Source organism: Rhodococcus ruber NBRC 15591 (genome assembly GCF_001894945.1).
GTDB lineage: Bacteria > Actinomycetota > Actinomycetes > Mycobacteriales > Mycobacteriaceae > Rhodococcus > Rhodococcus ruber.
Window position 1 is genome coordinate 40,436 of sequence record NZ_BCXE01000041.1, and the last position, 20,016, is coordinate 60,451.

The 20,016-nt window shown below is 70.4% G+C and carries 23 protein-coding genes; 7 read left to right on the plus strand and 16 right to left on the minus strand.

The annotated features are described in order from the left end of the window. Nucleotides 1-9: 9 nt before the first annotated feature. From RR3_RS23380 to RR3_RS23425, 12 genes are all read right to left on the minus strand, one after another. Nucleotides 10-855 (minus strand): phage major capsid protein, encoded by an 846-nt coding sequence (locus RR3_RS23380; protein ID WP_064066585.1) that lies wholly within the window; start codon nt 853-855, stop codon nt 10-12. A 173-nt stretch (nt 856-1,028) separates the two neighbouring features. Continuing rightward, nucleotides 1,029-1,490, minus strand: a complete 462-nt coding sequence (locus RR3_RS23385) for a hypothetical protein (RefSeq protein WP_064066584.1) — start codon at nt 1,488-1,490, stop codon at nt 1,029-1,031. Beyond that, entirely contained in the window at nt 1,487-1,810 is a 324-nt protein-coding gene (locus tag RR3_RS23390; RefSeq protein WP_064066583.1) for a hypothetical protein, read from the minus strand. The genes RR3_RS23385 and RR3_RS23390 overlap by 4 nt, the downstream gene beginning before the upstream one ends. Then, entirely contained in the window at nt 1,810-1,983 is a 174-nt protein-coding gene (locus RR3_RS25005) for a hypothetical protein (RefSeq protein ID WP_156525171.1), read from the minus strand. Before RR3_RS25005 ends, RR3_RS23390 begins: the two co-directional genes overlap by 1 nt. Continuing rightward, a complete protein-coding gene (locus RR3_RS23395) occupies nt 1,980-2,279 on the minus strand; it encodes a WhiB family transcriptional regulator (protein ID WP_072786572.1) in 300 nt (99 codons plus the stop codon). Before RR3_RS23395 ends, RR3_RS25005 begins: the two co-directional genes overlap by 4 nt. A 153-nt stretch (nt 2,280-2,432) precedes the next feature. Next, nucleotides 2,433-3,614 carry a DUF3631 domain-containing protein gene (locus RR3_RS23400; protein WP_064066582.1) on the minus strand — a complete coding sequence of 394 codons (1,182 nt, stop codon included), beginning with the start codon at nt 3,612-3,614 and terminating at the stop codon, nt 2,433-2,435. Then, entirely contained in the window at nt 3,615-4,118 is a 504-nt protein-coding gene (locus RR3_RS23405) for a hypothetical protein (RefSeq protein WP_064066581.1), read from the minus strand. It lies immediately after the preceding gene. 286 nt (nt 4,119-4,404) lie between these two features. Further along, the gene (locus RR3_RS23410; RefSeq protein ID WP_072786577.1) at nt 4,405-4,608 is read right to left on the minus strand and encodes a helix-turn-helix transcriptional regulator; all 204 of its coding nucleotides are present in this window, start codon (nt 4,606-4,608) and stop codon (nt 4,405-4,407) included. A 109-nt stretch (nt 4,609-4,717) separates the two neighbouring features. Next, nucleotides 4,718-5,122 carry a hypothetical protein gene (locus RR3_RS24750; protein ID WP_139278888.1) on the minus strand — a complete coding sequence of 135 codons (405 nt, stop codon included), beginning with the start codon at nt 5,120-5,122 and terminating at the stop codon, nt 4,718-4,720. Next, nucleotides 5,119-6,213 (minus strand): tyrosine-type recombinase/integrase, encoded by a 1,095-nt coding sequence (locus RR3_RS23415; protein WP_064066580.1) that lies wholly within the window; start codon nt 6,211-6,213, stop codon nt 5,119-5,121. Before RR3_RS23415 ends, RR3_RS24750 begins: the two co-directional genes overlap by 4 nt. Nucleotides 6,214-6,562: 349 nt before the next feature. Continuing rightward, nucleotides 6,563-7,432 carry an SDR family NAD(P)-dependent oxidoreductase gene (locus tag RR3_RS23420; RefSeq protein ID WP_006554821.1) on the minus strand — a complete coding sequence of 290 codons (870 nt, stop codon included), beginning with the start codon at nt 7,430-7,432 and terminating at the stop codon, nt 6,563-6,565. Continuing rightward, entirely contained in the window at nt 7,429-7,950 is a 522-nt protein-coding gene (locus RR3_RS23425; protein WP_006554822.1) for an NUDIX hydrolase, read from the minus strand. The genes RR3_RS23420 and RR3_RS23425 overlap by 4 nt, the downstream gene beginning before the upstream one ends. A 105-nt stretch (nt 7,951-8,055) precedes the next feature. Between RR3_RS23425 and RR3_RS25010 the strand changes: the two genes are divergently transcribed. The 3 genes from RR3_RS25010 (at nt 8,056) to otsB (ending at nt 12,027) form a co-directional block, all read left to right on the plus strand. Continuing rightward, nucleotides 8,056-8,223, plus strand: coding sequence for a hypothetical protein (locus RR3_RS25010; protein WP_017681093.1), 168 nt, complete (start codon nt 8,056-8,058; stop codon nt 8,221-8,223). Nucleotides 8,224-8,351: 128 nt separating this feature from the next. Then, nucleotides 8,352-8,633, plus strand: a complete 282-nt coding sequence (locus tag RR3_RS23430; protein ID WP_026137847.1) for a hypothetical protein — start codon at nt 8,352-8,354, stop codon at nt 8,631-8,633. Nucleotides 8,634-8,775: 142 nt separating this feature from the next. Continuing rightward, nucleotides 8,776-12,027 (plus strand): trehalose-phosphatase, encoded by a 3,252-nt coding sequence (gene otsB, locus RR3_RS23435; protein ID WP_017681091.1) that lies wholly within the window; start codon nt 8,776-8,778, stop codon nt 12,025-12,027. Here otsB and RR3_RS23440 read toward each other — a convergent pair. Then, nucleotides 12,024-12,353, minus strand: coding sequence for a DUF6191 domain-containing protein (locus RR3_RS23440; RefSeq protein ID WP_006554824.1), 330 nt, complete (start codon nt 12,351-12,353; stop codon nt 12,024-12,026). The two genes, otsB and RR3_RS23440, sit on opposite strands and share 4 nt — an antisense overlap. 168 nt (nt 12,354-12,521) lie before the next feature. On the opposite strand from RR3_RS23440, the gene RR3_RS23445 reads away from it, so the two are divergent. Continuing rightward, complete coding sequence (locus RR3_RS23445; RefSeq protein WP_010596356.1) at nt 12,522-13,040, plus strand: hypothetical protein; 519 nt, start codon at nt 12,522-12,524, stop codon at nt 13,038-13,040. Then, nucleotides 13,027-13,611 carry a hypothetical protein gene (locus RR3_RS23450; protein WP_059174773.1) on the plus strand — a complete coding sequence of 195 codons (585 nt, stop codon included), beginning with the start codon at nt 13,027-13,029 and terminating at the stop codon, nt 13,609-13,611. Before RR3_RS23445 ends, RR3_RS23450 begins: the two co-directional genes overlap by 14 nt. Before the next feature lie 72 nt (nt 13,612-13,683). On the opposite strand, the gene RR3_RS23455 is transcribed toward RR3_RS23450, so the two are convergent. From RR3_RS23455 to RR3_RS25015, 3 genes are all read right to left on the minus strand, one after another. Then, a complete protein-coding gene (locus RR3_RS23455; RefSeq protein WP_064066579.1) occupies nt 13,684-16,026 on the minus strand; it encodes a heavy metal translocating P-type ATPase in 2,343 nt (780 codons plus the stop codon). A 106-nt stretch (nt 16,027-16,132) separates the two neighbouring features. After that, complete coding sequence (locus RR3_RS23460) at nt 16,133-17,524, minus strand: FAD-binding oxidoreductase (protein ID WP_064066578.1); 1,392 nt, start codon at nt 17,522-17,524, stop codon at nt 16,133-16,135. Next, on the minus strand, nt 17,521-17,691 hold the full coding sequence (locus RR3_RS25015; RefSeq protein WP_017681087.1) for a hypothetical protein: 171 nt from the start codon (nt 17,689-17,691) through the stop codon (nt 17,521-17,523). The genes RR3_RS23460 and RR3_RS25015 overlap by 4 nt, the downstream gene beginning before the upstream one ends. A 154-nt stretch (nt 17,692-17,845) precedes the next feature. Here RR3_RS25015 and RR3_RS23465 point away from each other — a divergent pair, with 154 nt between their 5' ends. Both RR3_RS23465 and gdhA read left to right on the plus strand, forming a co-directional pair. Further along, entirely contained in the window at nt 17,846-18,529 is a 684-nt protein-coding gene (locus tag RR3_RS23465) for a GntR family transcriptional regulator (RefSeq protein WP_064066577.1), read from the plus strand. A gap of 137 nt (nt 18,530-18,666) precedes the next feature. Next, nucleotides 18,667-20,010 (plus strand): NADP-specific glutamate dehydrogenase, encoded by a 1,344-nt coding sequence (gene gdhA, locus RR3_RS23470; protein WP_048773892.1) that lies wholly within the window; start codon nt 18,667-18,669, stop codon nt 20,008-20,010. The last annotated feature ends 6 nt before the right edge of the window (nt 20,011-20,016 follow it).

The following is a 20,016-nucleotide window of genomic DNA, read 5'->3' on the forward strand; positions in this document are numbered from 1 at the left end:
GCGCTCCTGTCAGGCGGGATCGGTGACGGTGAACGATCCGATTCGGTCGGGTCGCACGACGTTCGCACCGAACCGCCAGGTGCAGCGGATACCGACGCTGTCGGATGCGAAGTACACGTCCTGACTGACGGCGAGCTGTACGTCACCGACTGCGGACACGACGGCGCTGCGGTCGATGACCAGGCCGGTGCCGCTGGTGAGTGCGGACGAGACGATGACGGGCAGGTCGAGCAGGGACTTGGTGGCGTCGGCGGTGCCGGCCCCGAGCAGGGTCTGTGCCGATCCGGTGGCGGTCTTGAACTTGCGCAGCGATGCCCACGCGTCGGGGGCGAGCAGGATGTGCGTGGGGGTGGCGCCGTTGCCCTCGAGGGTGGCGATCAGGTCGACCAGGCCGTCGAGGGCACTGGCGACTGCTCCCCCGGCTTCGATGCCGGTGACGTTGAGCAGGCCGGCGGGCGGGGTGACGGCCGGGGCGGTGGGCGCGGCCTGCGCGATGTATGCCTCGTTGGCCTTCTTCGTCACGGCCCGGCGCACCGATTCGGAGAGCAGCGCGGCGGTGTTGTTCTGGCTGTACTGCTCCCGCGACAGCCGGACGAGCTGGGCGACCTTGCCGGTGTGGACGAGGACTTCGGACAGGGCCGGGTCGGCCTCGGGGATGGTGGCGGCTTCGGCGACGAACGTGGCCGCGGCGTCGTCGACGTAGGCGACTCGCACGGCGGGTTCGTCGCCTTCGATGCGACCGACCACGGTGGAGGTCTGGAGGATCAAAGCGTCGGGGATGACGTCGGTGGCGGCGAACGCGTTGACGTCGGGGGACCAGGCCTTCGCGCTGGTCGAGGTGGTTTCGGTAGCCATGTCTGGGGCTCCTTCGGGTTCAGGCAGCGCAACGGCCGCCGGCGAATGATGGTGATTTCGCTCGGGCGGCACCTGGCCTGTCCGATCGGCCCTCCTGGGGCTTACGTGTCCGCGGGACGGGCTCCCGGCCCGGTTCCTGCGTTCGGGTGCAGTCTACCGGGCCGGGGCGACAGTCAGCGGGGGCTGAATGCCTCGGTGAAGCGGTCTCCGCCGCGCGGCCGGGGGTTGGCGCCCTCGCGGGGGACGACGTTGCGGCCCTGCTGCTGCACTCCGAGGCGTTGCACGGCGTCGGTGGCGTTTGCGGCGACCTTGGCGGGGTCGATGTTGCCGTCGTCGTCGAGCAGCTGGTCGACGGTGATGCCGGTTGCCCAGAACCCTTCGGGCTTGATGCGGTGAGTGCGCTGCACGTCGGTGTCGATCGCGGCCCGGCGCAGCGCCGAAACCTGCTCTTGCAGGGCGTCGCGCTGCTTCTCGGTCTCCCGCAGCCGGCGCCGGTACTTGGCGGCTTCCTTGCCCTCGTCGGGCATGTCGGTCTCGGGGGTGTCGGCCTGGTCGACGGCCTCGGCGGCGTTTTCGGTGGCGTCACCGGAAACCGTGGTGTCGTCGATGGTCTGGTCGGTGCTCTGGTCGCTCACTTCGATTCTCCTTCGGTGGGGTCGGGCAGGACGTGGACGTTCGGAACGTCCTCGGGGGTCAGGTCCAGGTCGGCGAGTTGCCGGCGGGTCAGGGCGACACCGCCGAACGTGATGTGTTCGGTGCGGCTGGGATGCACTCCGATGGGGATGCCGTCGACGTCGGTGATGACGTCCCCGGGGTAGGTAGCGGTGACGGGCTTCCCGGTGAGTGCATTCATGCGGAGCACGTCGTCTCGGGTCAGGCCGGCGCCGGGCACTATGTCACGCGGCGACGGGTCACCGAAGATGCTGCGCAGCCATGCGCGGGTGTCGTCGTCCATCAGGGGGTGTCCTTCCTGTCGAGGGCTTCGGCGGCGTCGTGCAGCCGGTCTGCGAGGTCGTGTGCTTCCCCGGCGGTGAGGGTCCACAGGTCGGTGCCGACACGCAGCCGGACCCGGTTCTCGGCGTGCTGCGCGGTGACGTGCGCCTGGGCGCGAGTGGGGTGGCGCCTCACGCTGATTCCTTCCTCGGCCGTCCGTAACCGTGGGGGTTGCGGATGGTTCCGGCCCACATGCCGGTGGGACGGTCTTGTTCGCGGGCTGCTGTCCGGCAGGCGGACAGCACGGGGCAGCCGCGGCAGATGCGTGCTGCGGCGGCAAGCCGGGAAGAGCGGTTCTCGGCGGACTCCTCTTCGAGTTCGGCGTCGAACAGTGGTGCTCTGCCGGTACAGGCCGCGCCGGTCAAACGAGGATCGACGAGGGCGGTGAGCGTCGGGGGGATCGGGTACAGGCGGGCCTGCCGGCGGGTCATTTGGTGTTTCCCTTCCGCGTGAGCGGGATGTGGGCGAAACGAGCGAAACGGGGGTAACTGTGCAGGTCAGAGCGTTTCGCTTCGGATTCGTGTTTCGCTTGATCCGAAACACGGTTTCCATCCGAAACGCTGTGACCTGGGAGGTTCCGCTTGTTACGCACGTTTCGCTCCTATCCCGGTTTCGGTGGGTAGGTAGCGTTTCCAGGCGTCGTGGAATCCGTTCACCCCGACCGCGGTGTAGCCCTTGACGGTGCGTTCCCCGAGCCGGATCTGGGTGGAGCGCACCCCGTACGGCTTGAGCATCTTCGCGAGGGCGCGAACATCGATCATGCGGCCGTGCAGGTCCGACCACGGTGCTTCCTCGAGGGCGCGGAGCGCGGTGATCAGTTCCTCGGTGGCGACCCGGTCGCGGCCGTGGAAAATCGTTCGGCAGTCGGCGAGCAACTGCACACCCAGGGAAGCCTCGGCCGGTTCGGCTTCGAGCACGAAATGCCGGCACGCGGCGCGGGCGGTGTCGGGCCAGTGCCCACCGGCGGCGTCGGCGATGGCAAGCAGCGCTTCCCACACTTCGGCGGGGCGGTCCTCCACCCCGCGAGGCATGACCGGTCGGGCCTCGGCCAGTACGGGCGCCTGCGCTGCCATCCACTCGGCCAGGTCCTCTCGGATCGGAGCGGCCTCGGCCGCGGCGTCGCGCTCCCGGAACGGGTGGACGTGCTCGCCTGGAGCACGCTTGCGCTTGTGGACAGTGACGGCGCGGGTGGTGATCGTCGCGGGCATGTTCCCGGCGAGGCCGGCCAGCGCGGCAGGGGCAAAGACGGGGAACTCACGCACCTTCATGTTCTTCGCGTCACCTTCGCAGCGGTCGACGGTGGCGCCCCGCTTGTACCCGGCGTTGAGCAATGCCCGCAGGTCCTCGGTCTGCGGGGTGGCCGACCGGCCGAAGATCGCGTCCACCTCGTCGTAGAAGAACGCCGGTGGCATCTCTCCCTCGTCGACGGAGGCGGCGATGCGCCGGTAGATCGCCGCGGTGGTCGCGGAGATGGTCAACCGCGGGTTGTGGGCCAGCAGCGCCCCGAGCTCGAGATCGCGAGTCTTCCCCGATCCCGGTTCGGGACTCGAGAAGATGATGCGCGGGCTGACGTAGAACGCGGTCGAAGCGTGCGTGTGGGCCAACCACAGCGCGTACGTGGGGGCGCAGTGCTCGTCTGGGTAGATCGAGTAGAACCGCAGGAATGCGGTCACGTCGTCGAGGATCGCGGCCCCGCCCGACGGTGCCGGCGCGGCCGTCGGCACGCTGCCCCCGCTCTGGTCGGTGTTGTCTCCGAGGTACACCATCTAGGCCACCTCCCCCCGGAGCGCGGCGAGCCGGTCGGCGTGGCGGACCGCGTCGGTGCCGATTCCCCGCAGCAGCGGCAGTAGGTCCGCCTCGGCCAGGTCGGTCGCGGCCTCGGCCAGTGCTTTCCCAGCGGTTTCGTACCGGCGCCGGTATGCGTCGGCGACTACGGCGGTCGCGTAGCTGCGAACAGCGAGGGTGTTCGCGCTGGCACCGCTGGTGATTGCGTCAGCGAGACGACGGGCGGTAAGTCGGCCGGCTTCCCCGGCGAGGGCTCCGCACCGTTGCAGCTCGTCCCCTACGGCCACCCCGTCGTGCGGCCGGTTGGCGGCGACCAGGCGGCGAATCGCCTCGAGGAGCGGGTGCAGATGCGGGTCATCGAGGTCGTCGGCGCCCACGAGGGTGAGCACCGGGCGCACGACGTCGGGCGCGGCCCACAGCAGGGCGCCGACGCACAGCACCTCGAGACTCGGTTCGGGACCGACCGGGCGGATGGGGCCTGTCATGCCTGCACCCCCTTGGCGGCGCAGCGCGGCCCCTGGTGTCGGGCAACGCTTGTCGCAGTCACGAGGGGGTGTCCGCAGCGGGTGCAGCGAACGGCGATGCTGTAGCCGGCGGCGGCGACAACGGCCAGAGCCTGGAGGACTTCGCGCTCTGAGGGATCGGACAGTTCGTAGCGCGCATCACGACCGGACGACACGATATGATCGATTGCGGATTGGACGTTCTGCTGCTTGCCGTTTCGGGCCCCCGGGATTCGGACACCGGGGGCATCGGCATTTCTGGGCTCTGTCACTTCGCACCCCCTGCCGTGGCGAGGGGGCGGAGCACGGCGTCTATCTCGTCCAGGTCGACGCGGATGAGGCGCGGCCCGAATCGGTATCCGGTGATCGTGCCGTCCGAGATTCGGCGGCGAATAGTCTTGCTACAGACGCCGGCGTATTCGGCGGCTTGGGGTACTGAGACGAGGCGTCTCTGCGATTTGCTCGCGGGCATGGCTGCTGATCCCCTCTCGGGTCTCACCGGCAGCCATTCGTCCCGGGTTCGCCATATCCATGGCGGGCAAATCGATTACGTGGACACTGTAACCCACGCCCCCGACACGCTATGACAGGAACACCGTGCGGTTCCTCTGTCCAGCTTCAATCTCAGCGGCAATATCGTTGGTGTTGAACGTCTTTCGAGAGTGATCGCAGCGAAGCTCAAAGTTCAAATCCGACACGAAGTACCCGGCGTGTCGCTTCCAATGACGGTCCCCGTCCTCGGTGTTGTTCGCTCGGCCAGACTCGTTCGAGGTCTCGAGATTGACCCGATGCGACAGCTTGTGCCGAGGGAAACCGAGCAGCACACCATTCGGCGTCTGGATCACGTGCAGCACAGTGCAGCGACACCGCTGGAATCGATACGTCAGGAGCGCGTGTTTCGATACGGTGCGCGTCTTGACCAGCGCGTCATAGATTCTGTCCGCGGCATCATGCGCAGCAAACAGTTCCTCGAGTGGATTGGTCACTTCTCCCCCTTGGCGAGTTCGGACAGTCGAGCCGCAATGTGGGCATCGCGGCCAGCAGCGACGTGCTGGTAGCGGATCGACATTGCCGGTGTGGTGTGCCCCAACCTGAGCATGAGTTCGGCGGTGGTCGCGCCGGCCTGCGCAGCGAGGACAGCACCGACGTGGCGCAAGTCATGCACCCGCAGACTGTCCCGGCCAATCTCCGCTGCGGCCTTCTTGAATGCCTTCCGGTACTCGTAGTCGCCCATGTGCCCACCGTTCTCCGAGGGGAACAGCAGGGACTCTTTCCCGCGGCTCACGTGCTCGTCCAGGTGCTCGGCGAGCAGACCGGCGACGTGCGGCGGTATGGCAACGTCGCGACGGCCGGCGGTGGTCTTCGGCGTCGACACGATGAACTGCCCACTCCGGTAGACCACGGCCCGATGCACGTGCAGCACGGTCCGGTCGGAGGACACGTCCTTGCGGCGCAACTCCGAGGTCTCGCCCCAGCGCAGGCCACACCAGGCGGCGAGCAGGACAGAGCAGCGCAGCCGGCCGGGCATGGCGGCGGCGAGCTGGTCGAGTTCGGCCGGTGTCAGCAAAGTGATGGTGCGGGCGCGCTTGGTCTTGCTGGCGCCACGGATACGGCACGGGTTCACGTCGATCAGTTCGTCATCGACGGCGGTCGACAGGATCGCGTGCAGCAGGCCGTAGGCGTGGGCGTTGCGGGTCGGCGTCTTGGTGCCGAGACCGGCGTGCCAGCTTCGGACGGCCGCGGGTGTGATCGCGGTCAGTTCGGCGTCCCCGAGGGCGGGAAGGATGTGCAGGCGCAGCAGATCGCGGTACAGGGCCCGGGTGCGCGGTTTGAGGGTGCGCTCTGTCAGCCAGCGTTCGGCGTACGCCTCGAGGGCGAGGGGTGCTGCCTGGTCGGTGCCCTCGTCTGGTTCGGCGCCCGGCGGTGTCCACACACCCAAGTCGATGCGTCGGCGTTCGTGTGCGAGCCAGGACACAGCGTCATCCTCTGCCGCGAACGTGCGGGGCGCGTTGTATCGCAGACCGTCCGGGCCGACGTAGCTTGCCTGCCACCGGCCGGACGGTAGCTTGCGGTTCATTCCCCACCCTCGGCGCTTCCCGGCCACCCGATCCCCTGTCGTCGTGCAGTATCTGTGCAGTCCAAGGGTAATCGCGTGTCCACTTGTGTGCCTTTAAGACACGCGGTAGATTCGTCTCCTACCAGCAGGATTCACCAATCCCCGCAGGTCATCCCACAAGTCCAAAGCGACACCGAGGCAGGTTCGAGTCCTGCCGGGGGCACCGTGACACTGCCGGCCTCCGGCCGCGGTGACACTGCCGGCCTCCGGCCGGGGTCCAGTATCCGCGGCGTTCCCAGTCAGCCGCGGCCCCGATAGTCGCCGCGGTTGACTGGCGCCCGCGCGTCTGTGCCGGTGGCGGGCTGTGCGGTCACGCCGCGCGGGTGAGACGTTCGGCGAGTTCCCAGAACCGCCGGGCCTGAGCGACGTCGTGGGACTGCGGGCTGGAGTCGATCTCGTGGCACTCGCCGAAGAACCGGCCGCCGATTCCGTCGAGCGACGGGTCGACGGCCATGAACACCAGCGAGTCGGTGGCCGCGTCGACGGACGTGGCGAACGGCATGTGCGGCAACACGTGCGCCATGAACAGCCGCATGAGACCGCGGGTGCTCGCCGCAGCGGTGGTGGGCACGAAACCGGGGCACACGGCGTTCGCGGTGATCGGACGCCCCTCGAGGCGGCGCTGGAGCTCGTAGGTGAACCACAGCACCGCCAGCTTCGAATTCTTGTACGCCCGATCGGGGTGGTACCCGTGCTCGAGCTGGACGTCGGCGAAGTCGAAGTCGACCGGCGCACCGCGGGATCCGGGCAGATGCAGCCGCGAGCCGACGGTGACGACGCGCGCGGCCTCGCTGCGTTCGAGTGCCGGTAGGAGCAGGCGGGTGAGCAGAAACGGGGCCAGGACGTTGACGGCCACCGTCTCCTCGTACCCGTCGACGGTGAGCCGGCGCTGCTTGCTCGTCTGCAGGATTCCGGCGATGTGGAACAGCACGTCGATCGGTGCGCCCCGCGCGGCTTCCGCGACGGCGAAGGAGCGGACCTGTTCGAGGGAGGACAGGTCCACCCAGCGGGGCTCGGCTCGCGCACCGGGATGCTCCCGCCGTATCGCCGCGACGGCGTCCTCCGCGGCAGCCCGGGTACGCGCGGTGAGCAGGACGTTGTGCCCTCGGGCGGCGAGCTTCCCGGCCGTGACCCGGCCGAGTCCCCGCCCTCCCCCGGTGATCAGCACGGTCTTGCTCACGTACCCGCGTCCTCCGTTCCGCTGCTGGACGTCCCCGCGGACGCCCGGCCGGCCGCGTGCACCCGCTCGCCGAGCCGGGCGAGGATCGGGCGCTGCCCCTTCACGAGCTTGACGTCCGCGACGGCGAGCGGGAACCAGCGGGCGTCGTCCACCTCGGGAAAGCTCTGCACCTTTTCGGACCGCGGCGGCCACTCCAGATCGAAGGTGTTGCTGCCCAGGAAGGCCAGCTCCGCGGCGGTCTCGGCGGCGTAGACGGTGACGATCTTCCCGGAGGGCTGCTTGAACCGCCCGAGCATCTCGTAGTCCACCGAGGGCGCGGGCATTCCGCATTCCTCCTCGAATTCCCGTAGCGCCACGGCGAACGGATCCTCGTCCTCGCCGTACACACCCTTGGGAATCGACCAGGCCGCCTCGTCCTTGCCGGTCCAGTACGGGCCGCCCGGATGCACGATCCACACCTCGAGCACACCGGCATCGTCGATCCGGTACAGCAGAATCCCGGCGCTCGTGACAGCCATCGATCCACCTTTCCGGCACCGGCCTGTACGCCCGCACCCACACGGTAGTTCTTCCGGGCAGACTGAGACCCGGCAACCGTGCCCCCGAACCGGAAGGACCCAGCCGTGACCGATACGACCGGCGATCATCCCGTCACCGCCCGCGCGAACGGACCCGGCGTCGTGCTCGACCTGCCGGAAGGCCTCGGTGTCGCTCTCGACATCGCGCAGGCCCGAGCGCTACTGGACCAGCTGCAGGCGGCAATCGAGGAGGCCGAGCAGCTGGAGGTCTGATTCCGGACAGCGGTGCCGGTTCGGGCGAACGCCTGCGCGGCGGGTGTCCGCCGGTGATCATCGAGGGGCGGGTTCCGGCGGAGGACGCGACAGGCTGCCGGGACCGTTCCCGAACCGAAGGAGTCCTCGTGTCGAAGAAGGTCGCCCGCCGGGCCGCCGCCCTCGCCGGTCTGGTCGCCGCCCCGGTCGTCCTCGGTGCCACCGTGGGACCCGGGACCGCCGCTGCGGCGCCGTGGCGCATCGGTCCGCTCTACCGCGCCGAATTCGCGGGGCCGGAAGGCAGCGCCGTCTGCTCCAAGGCCGAGGCGTTCGATCGGTCCATCGGTGCTGTCGTCCTCGTGTCGTGTTCGTGGGATCCCGCGGCGAATGCCTGGTTCTACGTCGCCTTCAACCCGAGGACCTGGTCGTAGCCGACCCGACCGGCGGCGGGCCGCATCGAAACGGGCCTGCCCACCGGCGAGCACATCGTAGAATCGGGAAAACTCCTGTGGGCCTGTTCCGCAACGGCGCCGAGGGACAGACTGCCATGCACTCATCATCCGAGCCGAGCCGATGACCACCCCCACGGTCGAACCGCGTCCCCGTGACCGCCGGCTGTCGGAAATCCCGGACGCCCTGGCATCCCGGCACCAGGCGACCGCCATGCTGCGCACCCGCCGCTACGCCGTGTTCCTGGACTTCGACGGCACCCTCGCCCACCTCGCGGACGATCCCAGTGCGGCCACCCTCGTGGACGGCGCGGCGGAGGAGCTCGCCCGGCTCGCCCGGTACTGCCCGGTCGGCGTGATCAGCGGCCGCGATGTGGCCGACCTGCAGGCGCGGGTCGGCGTGCCCGGCCTCTGGTACGCGGGTAGCCACGGTTTCGAGCTCGTGGGTCCGGACGGCACGTACCACCGGCACGAGGCCGCCGATCGCGCGGTGCCCGACCTCGGGCAGCTCGCCGTCGCCCTCCGGGACAGCCTGGCCGCCGTGCCCGGCGTTCTGGTCGAGCCCAAGCGTTTCACCGTCGCCGTTCATCATCGCCACGTCGCCGGGGACCGGATGGATGAGGTCCTCGCGGCGGTGCGCGATGCGGCCGGCCGGGACGGCCCGCTGCGGGTCACGCACGGGCGCGGGGTCACCGAACTGCGCCCCGACGTCGAGTGGGACAAGGGACGGGCGGTGGCCTGGGTACTCGACCACGTCCGCGGCGCAGGCGACCCCATGCCGGTCTACATCGGCGACGACCTCACCGGCGACGAGGCGTTCGGGGCCCTGACGTCGACCGGGATCGGCGTCGTCGTGCGCCACCCCGGGGAGGGTGACCGGCGGTCGACGGCCCAGTTCGCGGTCGACGGCCCGGACCGGGTTCGCGAGATCCTGCAGCGGCTGGCGGATCTGCTCGGCAGCGACCCGGGGATCGCGCCGCCCCCGGACGACGCCTGGACGATGTTCTTCGACGGTTACGACCCGTCCACCGAGAAGCTGCGCGAGGCCCTCTGCACGGTCGGCAACGGCTACTTCGCCACCCGCGGCTGCGCTCCCGAATCCCGGGCCGACGGCGTGCACTACCCCGGCACCTACGTGGCCGGCATCTTCAACCGGCTCGACGACGAGGTCTCGGGGAGCATCGTCGACCACGAGAGTCTGGTGAACCTGCCGAACTGGCTGCCGGTGACCTTCCGCGTCGACGGCGGGCAGTGGTTCGACCTCGACTCGGCCGAACTGCTCGACTACCACCAGTACCTCGATCTGCGCCGCGCCGTCCTCACCCGGCGGCTGCGTTTCCGCGACGCCGCGGGCCGCACCACCTCGGTGCGGCAGCGGCGGTTCGTCGCCATGAACGTCCCGCACGCCTGCGCCCTCGAGACGACGATCGCGGCCGAGGACTGGTCGGGCCGGCTCGAGATCCGTTCCCTGCTGGACGGCACGGTCCGGAACTCCCTCGTCGAGCGCTACCGCGCCCTCGCCGACGAGCACCTCGGGCCGCTGCAGTCCACCGCCCTGTCGGCCGACTCGGTGCTGCTGGCGGTGCAGACCAACCAGTCGCGGATCCCGGTGGCGATGGCGGCCCGGCACACGGTGTGGTGCGGCGGGGAACCCGTTGCGGCCGAGTGCCGGTTGGTCGACGGCGGCGACCGGATCGGACACGAGATCGTCGTCGACGTCGACCCCGACCGGGCCGTGACGCTCGAGAAGATCGTGACGGTGTTCACCGGACGTGACCCGGCGGTGTCCGAACCGGCCGACGAAGCCGCGCGGTGGCTCCCCCGGCTGGGCCGGTTCGACGAACTGCTCGACGGCCACGTGCTCGCCTGGGGATACCTGTGGGATCACCTGGGCATCGACTACGAGGGTCCGGGTCACGGCCACGCCCTGCGCGTCGTCCGGTTCCATCTTCTGCATCTGCTGCAGACCGTCTCCGCGAACACCACCGACCTCGACGTGGGCGTGCCGGCCCGTGGGCTGCACGGTGAGGCGTACCGCGGGCACGTCTTCTGGGACGAGCTGTTCGTGTTCCCGGTGCTCAACCTGCGGCTGCCCGCGCTGACCCGGTCGCTGCTGCGCTACCGCTACCGTCGCCTGCGGGAGGCGCGCCGGATGGCACGCGAAGCCGGGCACCGGGGCGCGATGTTCCCGTGGCAGTCGGGCAGCGACGGCCGCGAGGAGAGCCCGCAGCTCCACCTCAACCCCAGATCCGGGCGGTGGAACCCGGATCCGAGCCGGCGCCAGCACCACATCGGCATCGCGATCGCCTACAACGTGTGGCAGTACTACCAGGTCACCGGCGACCTGGAGTTCCTGATCGAGTACGGCGCCGAGATGCTCGTCGAGATCGCCCGCTTCTACGCCGACCTCGCGTCCTACGACGAGACTCGCGACCGGTACAGCATCCGGGGAGTCATCGGCCCCGACGAGTTCCACTCCGGCTACCCCGGCGCCCCGTACGACGGGATCGACAACAACGCGTACACCAACGTCATGTCGGTCTGGGTGATCCTGCGGGCGCTGGAGACACTCGACCTGCTCCCGCTGCAGATCCGCTCGTATCTGACCCAGGCGCTGGGGCTGCACGCGCAGGAGACGACACGCTGGGAGGACATCACACGCAAGATGTTCGTCCCGTTCCACGACCGTGTCCTCAGCCAGTTCGAGGGGTACGACGAGCTCGCCGAGCTGGACTGGGACGGCTACCGGCGCCGCTACGGCGACATCCAGCGACTCGACCGGATCCTCGAGGCCGAAGGCGACGACGTCAACTGTTACCGGGCGTCGAAGCAGGCCGACGTGCTGATGCTGTTCTATCTGCTGTCCGCCGACGAACTGCAGGAACTGCTCGAACGGCTCGGCTACCGGTTCCCGACCGAGGAGATCCCGCGGACCATCGACTACTACATGGCGCGAACCTCGCACGGCTCCACCCTGAGCGGGGTGGTCCATTCCTGGGTGCTGGCCCGAGCCCACCGGGACGAGGCCGTGGACTACTTCTACCAGGCGCTGAAGGCCGACATCGCCGACATCCAGGGCGGCACCACCATGGAGGGCATTCATCTCGCGGCCATGGCCGGCAGCGTCGACTTCTTGCAGCGGTGCGTCCCCGGCCTCGAAACCCGCGGCGGCCGGCTCGTGTTCTCCCCGCAGTGGCCCGAGCCGCTGGGCGCCCTGGAGTTCCCCATCTTCTACCGGGGTTACCGTCTTCGCCTGCGCATCAAAGGCAGAGAGGTCCAGGTGAGCGCGGGCCCCGGGAACCAGGCGCCGATCGAGATCGAATGCCGCGGCCGCGTCGCGCATCTGCAGCCGGGAGGCACGGTTCGCCTGAGCTAGTGCGACGACGGACCGCCCTGCGGCGCGCGACCGCGAACGTCGATCGCCACGGTTCCCGCGTGCAGGTCGAGGATCATCCGTTCGGTTTCCCCCGCGGCCGTGTCCGACCGCGACATCTGCCTGGAGCGGCCCTCGTCGATCACGTGCCGGTGCGAGGGCGAGAACAGCGCCTGCATCTCACCGAAAAGACCCGCGGCACCGGCTCCGTTCGCCGGTGGCCGATTCTTGCGCCAGTAGACCCAGCCTCGACGCTCCGCCCACAGCCCGAGCCGATCGAGCAGCAGCACGGCGACGACGAGCGCGACGGCACCTGCCAGCAGATACATGACTCTCCTCGGGGCGGCGGCCGACATGTCCGAGGATAGAGCGCCGAGTCCCGTCCACGCCCCGTCGGCGCCGCCCTCTCGGGACCAACGGCCCTGGAACGAGCACGGTTCCGCGGTTCACGATGAGAACGAGCCCGCTCCCGCGGGCCGGGATCGGGAGGATGGGCCGTGGATTCTGCTGCCTCGTATGTCCGGAAGCAGGCCGTCGTCACCGGCCTGGTGAACGTCGTCGTCAATCCACTGCTGGCGTGGGCGGGCAAGCGCGGCACGTCCTTCGTGCCGCTGTGGTCCGCGGACGGGATCGTCGTCGACATCGCGCTGACCGCGATCATCCTCTCCGTGCTCGTCGCCGGGTTCTCCGCCGCCGGGGTGCGTCGGGCGCTACGCGGAGGGCTCGACGCAACCACCGCAGACGCCCCGCAGGCCGGTCGGTGGCTGTCGCGGTTGCCGTCCGGGACCTGGTCTCTGGGTCTGTCGCTCGGGGCGGCCGCCGCGGCCGTCTCCGTGCTCGCGATCTGGGTGCTGCACCTGCTCGGTGTGTCCGGGCTGTCGACGGGATGGTTCCTGGTGCTGAAGGCCGTCTACGGCGGTGTCCTCGGCTACCTCGTCGCGCGCTGGGTGATGGTCCGGCAGCTGTCGGCGAATCGGACGGCGCAGCTCCCGAGGAGCAACAATGCCGGACGGTGACTCCACTGCGACCGACCGGCAGCTGCCGGTTTTCGAGCAACGGGTCGTACGCGCGCGGGTGGTCGACGCCCCCGCCGGGGACACGTTCGCCGCGATCCGCCGCATCGACTTCATGCGATCCCCGGTGATCGCCGCCCCCAATCTGGCCCGGATGGCCTTCGACGCCGTGCGCGCGCCGCGGCACCGGACGGTGCGGGCGCGCCGCGCGGTCCGTCTCGGGGACCTGATCGGTCCGCAGGGCGGCTTCGAGGTGGTCGCCGAGGAACCGGGGCGCGAACTCGTGCTCGGCTTCGTCGGCCGGTGGTGGGAGCCGGGGTACGGCCGTGTCGACTGGGATCCCGGCACGCCCCTGTCGAGCATCTCGGTTCCCGAATGCGGGGTCGGCACATGGAGTTTCACCGTTCTGCCGTACGGCGCGCAGACCTGCGTCCTGCTCACCGAGATCCGGGTGCACGGCACCGACGAAAAGGCCCGCAGACTCTTCCGCCGCTACTGGACGGCGGCCGGGCCGTTCGTGCGGGCCATGGCACGGCCGACTCTGTCGATGATCGCGGCCGAGGCCCGACGCTGACCGACGGCTCCACCGCGAACGTCGCGTCGGCAGAACCGGATACGAGCGTCCGCCGCCGTCCGCCCGCGCCGCTCAGGCCGAGCCGTCCGTCCGTTCGGTCTCGGGCGCGAGGGCGAAGTAGTTCTCCTCCTCCTGCACGAAGTGCAACCGCAGCAGCGCGTACAGCCCGTACAGGCAGGCGAGCAGGTCGTCGCACTGGTCCGGTCTCAGGCCGCCGCCGGCGTCGGCCTGCGCCAGGTGAGTGCGCAGGCGGCGGCTGAGCCGGTCGATCTCGGCGTGCATCCGGCTCATCGTCGCGGTCGCCTCTCCGCTGCCGAGCGGGACCGCGAGCGCCGGGTACAACTCGGCGTCCTCGGCCCGTTCGTGCGGAAGCAGCGTGTCGAACAGGAACGCATCGGTGCGGCGCAGCGCGGCATGAGCAGCCGGCAGATCACCGGAGGCGAGCAGCTGGGCGGTGTCGCGCAGGATCGCGAGGTCGTCCCGCAGCACATCGTGTTCGGCCGAGAACCGGTGCAGCATCGCCTCGGTGTCGTCGGGCAGGGCCAGCTCCCGGTCCCGGTCACCGCGCAGGGCACGCAGGGCGTTGAGGATGACCGCGACGTCGATGCCCTCCTGCAGCAACGCGCCCACCGCGGGCGGCAGGTATCCGAACGCGGCGAATCCCATGGCGACCAGCGACAGGCCCATGCCGACGACGGCGCTCTGCACGGCGATGCGCCGGGAGCGGCGGGCGATCTCCATCGCATCGGCGAGCCGGTCGAGCCGGTCGGTGGTGAGCACGATGTCCGCCGCCTCCGAGCTCGCCGTGGATCCGCGGGCACCCATCGCGACTCCGACGGTCGCCGCGGCGAGGGCCGGGGCGTCGTTGACACCGTCGCCGACCATCACCGTGACCGCCGCCTCCCGCTCGGCGCGGACGCCGTTGACCTTGTCCGCCGGGGTCTGCTCGGCGTATACGCCGTCGAGGCCGAGGACGGAGCCGATCTCCTCGGCCGGTTCGCGACGGTCGCCGGTGAGCATGACCAGCCGGTCCAGGCCGGCCGCGCGCAGCCGCCGCAGGGTGCGCGCGGCGTCGCGGCGCAGCGGGTCCACGAGCAGCAGGGCGCCGGCCAGAGCGTCGTCGACGGTGACCCAGGCGACGACGGCGCCGTCGAGGGCGGCACGGCTGAGCACCGCCCGCGCCCACCCCGGCGCGTCGTCGGGCAGGACCAGGCTGCCGACGGTGACGCGGCGGCCGTCGACGGTCGCGGCCACGCCGGTGCCGGCCTGCTCGGCGACGTCGGTGGGCAGCGACAGGACGAGCCCTCGCATCTTCGCCTCCTGCACGATGGCCTCGGCGAGCACGTGCGGGGAGAGCTGGTCGGCGGACGCCGCCAGGCGCAGCACCTCGGTGCCGTCGCCGCCGGGCGCGGTGACGATGTCGGTTCCGGCGGGCCGGCCGCTGGTGAGCGTGCCCGTCTTGTCCATCACGAGGGTGGTCGCGTGCCCGAGGTTCTCGAGTGCGCCGCCACTGCGGATCACCACCCCCAGTCGCGAGGCGCGGGAGAGGCCGGAGACGATCGCGACGGGCGCGGCGAGCAGCAGTGGGCACGGGGTGGCCACCACCAGCACGGCGACGGCGCGGGTGGCCGAGCCGCTGATCAGCCACGCGAGTCCCGCCGCCGTCAGCGACAGCGGCAGGAACCACGCGGCGACCCGGTCCGCGATCCGCACCACCGGGGCGCTCTCGGCGGCGGCCTCGCGGGCCAGGCGCACGATGCCGGCGTAGGTGCTGTCCTCGGCGGTGGCGCGGGCGTGGAGCTCGAAGGCGCCGCCGGCGGCGACGACGCCGCTGCGCACGGCCTCCCCGGTGCGGCGCTGCACGTGCATCGGTTCGCCGGTGAGGACCGACTCGTCGAGCACCGCGAGCTCGGAGGCGACCCAGCCGTCGACCGGCACCACCTCCCCCGGCCCCACGACCAGGGTGTCTCCGGGCACCACGTCGCCGAGCGGCACGACCTCCACCTCGTCGCCGACGCGGCGACGGGCGGTGTGCGGGGCGTGCTCGAGCAGGGCACGCAGGTCCTTGGTGGCACGACGTTCCGCGGCCGCGTCGAGGGCCTGCCCGGAGGCGAGCATCACGCCGATGAGCGCCCCGGCGACGTATTCGCCGACGAGCAGGGTGCCGACCAGGGACAGCACCGCGATCAGGTCCACCCCGACGCGTCCGCGCCGCAGCGCATCGATCACCCACCAGGTGGCGGGGACGATCGCGACGACGGTGCCGGCGATCCAGCACGCGTCGGCGACGGCGTGCGCGTCGAGAAGCCACGCGATGCCCCCGGCCGTCAGGGCGGTGAGGGTGACGGCGAGCAGCGTGGGTTCGAAGGCACGGCGAAGCTTCTCCCGCCGCGCGGATTCCGGTTGCGTCGCCACTGCCGCACTCTCCCGTTCCGCACCTGGGCCGTTGTGTCGACCTTCACCGTGCCACCCTCAGCCGTCGGCCGGTAGGGACGGAAGTCGGTCCCGGGTCGCCGTCCCGTCAGATCCCGCGTCCCGGGTTGAGGATCCCGGTCGGGTCGAACGCCGCCTTGACGCGGTGCATGAGGGCGCGCTCGACGGGGCCGACCTGTGTTTCGAGGTACGGCTGCTTGAGCACTCCGATGCCGTGCTCACCGCTGATCGACCCGCCGAGCGCCAGGCATTCGGCGACCATCTCGTCGAACGCCTGCCGGGCGCGTCGCGCGACGGCCTCGTCGGCGGCGTCGAACACGATGGTGGGGTGCAGGTTTCCGTCCGCCGCGTGCCCGAACGTGCCGATGAGCAGGTCGTGCCGCGCGGCGATCGCCTCGATGGCGGCGAGCATCTCGGGCAGGCGGGGCACGGGGACGGCCAGGTCGTCGAGGAGGGTGCTGCCACACCGCTCGAGCGCGGTGAGCGCCACCCGCCGCGCGGCCATGAATTCCTCCCCCTCGACCGGGTCGGCGGTGTCGTACACCTCCGTCGCGCCCGCCGCGGTGCAGGCCAGCGCGCACACCTGGGCCTCGGCGGCGGCGTCGCGCCCGTCGCACTGGACGAGCAGCAGCGCGCCGGCCGTGCGGTCGAGCCCCATGTGCGTCATGTCGTCGACGGCGGCGATGGTGGTCCGGTCCATCAGTTCGACGAGGCACGGTTCGGCCTGCTCACGGATGGCCAGGACCGCGGCGACGGCCTGCGCGGTGCCCGGGAAGCTCGCGACCACCGTGGCCGCCGCGGTTGCGGCGGCGCGCAGCCGCACCGTGGCCTCGACGATGACGGCGAGGGTGCCCTCGGAGCCGACGAGCAGTTGCGTGAGGTTCAGTCCCGCCACGTTCTTCCGGGTGGTGGCGCCGGTGTGGATGATCTGCCCGTCGGCGAGCACCGCCTTGATGCGGGCGACATGGTCGGCCGTGACGCCGTACTTCGCGCAGCAGGTGCCGCCGGCGTTGGTGGCGAGGTTGCCGCCGATGGTGGAGACGGCGCGGCTGCCGGGATCCGGCACGTACCACAACCCCCGCTCGGCGGCCGCGGCGGCGAGATCACCGTTGATCACGCCGGGTTGCACTGTGGCGGTGCGTGATTCGGTGTCGATGTCGAGGATGGCGTTCATCTTCTCGACACTGAGCACGATGCCGCCGTCGAGGGCGTTGGCCGCGCCCGCGAGGCCGGTGCCGGCGCCGCGGGTGACGACGGGGATGCCGTGCCGGTGCGCGACGGTCAGGGTGGCGACGACGTCGTCGGCGTCCCGGGCCCGGACCAGCGCGAGCGGCGTCCCGGCGGGCGTGAGCAGCGACTGGTCGCGCCGGTAGGCGAGCATCCGGTCCGGATCGGTGACGACGGCGTCGCCGACGGCGGCGACGAGTGCGGCAACGGCCTGCCCGGTGCCGGGGACAGAAGTTACGGCGCCGGCGTTCACGGGACCGTCCGATCGAGAACGGGGGTGGGCTGCCGGTAGGCGACGGCGAACCCGAGCGACCCGAGGCTCCAGTCGATCAGGCGGCACGGGACGACGGCCCCGGCCTGGCCGGTCACGGCCGACCAGGCGAGGGAACCGCCGGTCGGGTCGAGTGTCTGCTGGTCCATGAACGCCCTCTCGTCGTGAGGCCTGCCGCCGATCGCGAATAATTGTCAGACAAGTACACAAGCATGTCAAGGATGCATGTGCGGCGTCGTGCAAGAATGCAGGGATTCGTGCAGGTCCGTGCGGGTGCGCGGAGAGCGGGAAAGGAGCGGAGCGTTGGCCGGACGCGTCGAAGCCCTGTCGATCGTCGACGCCCTCGCCCTCGAACTCCGCCGACGGGTCTTCGCCGGCGAGCTGACACACGAGGATGCGCTCACCGAGGCCGAGGTCTCGCGCGCCTACGAGGTCGCCAGGCCGACCGCCAAGGCGGCCATCGAGAAGCTCGTGGGCGAGGGTCTGCTGCAGCGCAGTGTCCACAAGACCGCCCGCGTGCCCCACCTGGGTCCCGACGACGTGCGCGACATCTACCGCACCCGAGCCCACCTGGAATCCGTGGTGTTGCGGGCGCTGGCCGAGACCCGCACGGTGCCGGCGGCGGCGTCGGCTGCCAATGCCGAGATCGCCGCCATGACCGAGGGGGACCCGCTCACCGTCGTCGATCCCGACATGCGCTTCCACGCCGCTCTGGTGGACGCGCTGGGCAGCCCGCGCACCAGCCGCATGTTCGGTTCGCTCGTGTCCGAGGTCCGGTTGTGCATGGTGCAGGTGCAGGGCAAACAACTGCTCACCACCGCGAGTATCGCCGCCGAACACCAGCAGATTCTCGACGCCGTCCTGGCCGGCGACGGCGAGGCGGCGGTCGAGGCGATCACCCGCCACCTCGGACGCGCACGGGAACGCCTCGTCGCCGCACTCGGCGGCAGCCCGGGTCCGGAAGCCACCCTCCCGGAGCCTGCGTAACCACCTCCCCCGCCGTGCCGGGCCGACGCCGCACGCATGTGGGTGCTCGCCACCCCTCTACGGGACCTCTCGTGGCTGCGCCTAGAATCAACGTGTTAACGCCATGTAACAGTCTCCTCACAGTCAGGTAGGTGAGCGTGTCGACCGCGGACCGCATTGCAGAGATCTACGAACAGGTGAAGGCGCGCAACGCCGGTGAACCCGAGTTCCATCAGGCAGCCGCCGAGGTGTTCGAGTCCCTGCACGTCGTTCTCGAGCGCCACCCCCGGTACTTCGAATCCGGACTCATCGAGCGGCTCACCGAACCCGAGCGGCAGATCATCTTCCGGGTGCCGTGGACCGACGACCAGGGCAACGTGCACGTCAACCGCGGCTTCCGGGTGCAGTACAACAGCGTGCTCGGTCCGTACAAGGGCGGCCTGCGCTTCCACCCGAGCGTCAACCTCGGCATCGTGAAGTTCCTCGGGTTCGAGCAGATCTTCAAGAACGCCCTCACCGGCCTGCCCATCGGCGGCGGCAAGGGCGGCTCGGACTTCGACCCCAAGGGACGGTCGGAGCAGGAGGTCATGCGCTTCTGCCAGTCCTTCATGACCGAGCTGCACCGCCACGTCGGCGAGTACACCGACGTCCCGGCCGGCGACATCGGCGTCGGCGGACGCGAGATCGGCTACCTGTTCGGCCAGTACAAGCGCCTGACCAACTCCTACGAGTCGGGCGTCCTCACCGGCAAGGGTCTGACCTGGGGCGGTTCGCAGGTGCGCAAGGAGGCGACCGGCTACGGCGTCGCCTACTTCGTGGCGGAGATGGCCAAGTCCGTGAACTCCTCGCTCGAGGGTCGCAAGGTCGTCGTCTCCGGGTCGGGCAACGTGGCGATCTACGCGATCCAGAAGGTGCACCAGCTCGGCGGCATCGCCATCGCCTGCTCCGACTCCTCCGGCTACATCGTCGACCAGAACGGCATCGACCTCGAGCTGCTCAAGGAGATCAAGGAAGTCCGTCGCGGCCGCATCAGCGAGTACGTCGACGAGCGTCCCGACGCGCAGTACTTCCCCGGTGGTTCGATCTGGGACGTGCCGTGCGACGTCGCGATCCCCTGCGCCACCCAGAACGAGCTGGACGAGACCGCCGCGAAGACCCTGGTGAACAACGGCGTGCGCGTCGTCGCCGAGGGCGCGAACATGCCCACCACCCCCGGCGGCATCGCGGTGTTCCGCGAGGCGGGCGTCGCGTTCGCCCCGGGCAAGGCCGCCAACGCCGGCGGCGTGGCGACCTCCGCCCTCGAGATGCAGCAGAACGCCTCCCGCGACTCGTGGCACTTCGACTACACCGACGAGCGCCTCGCCGGCATCATGCGCGACATCCACCAGAACTGCGTGGACACCGCCGCCGAGTACGGCAAGCCCGGTGACTACGTCCACGGCGCCAACATCGCCGGCTTCGTGAAGGTGGCCGACGCGATGTTCGCGCTCGGCGTCATCTGACCCGAA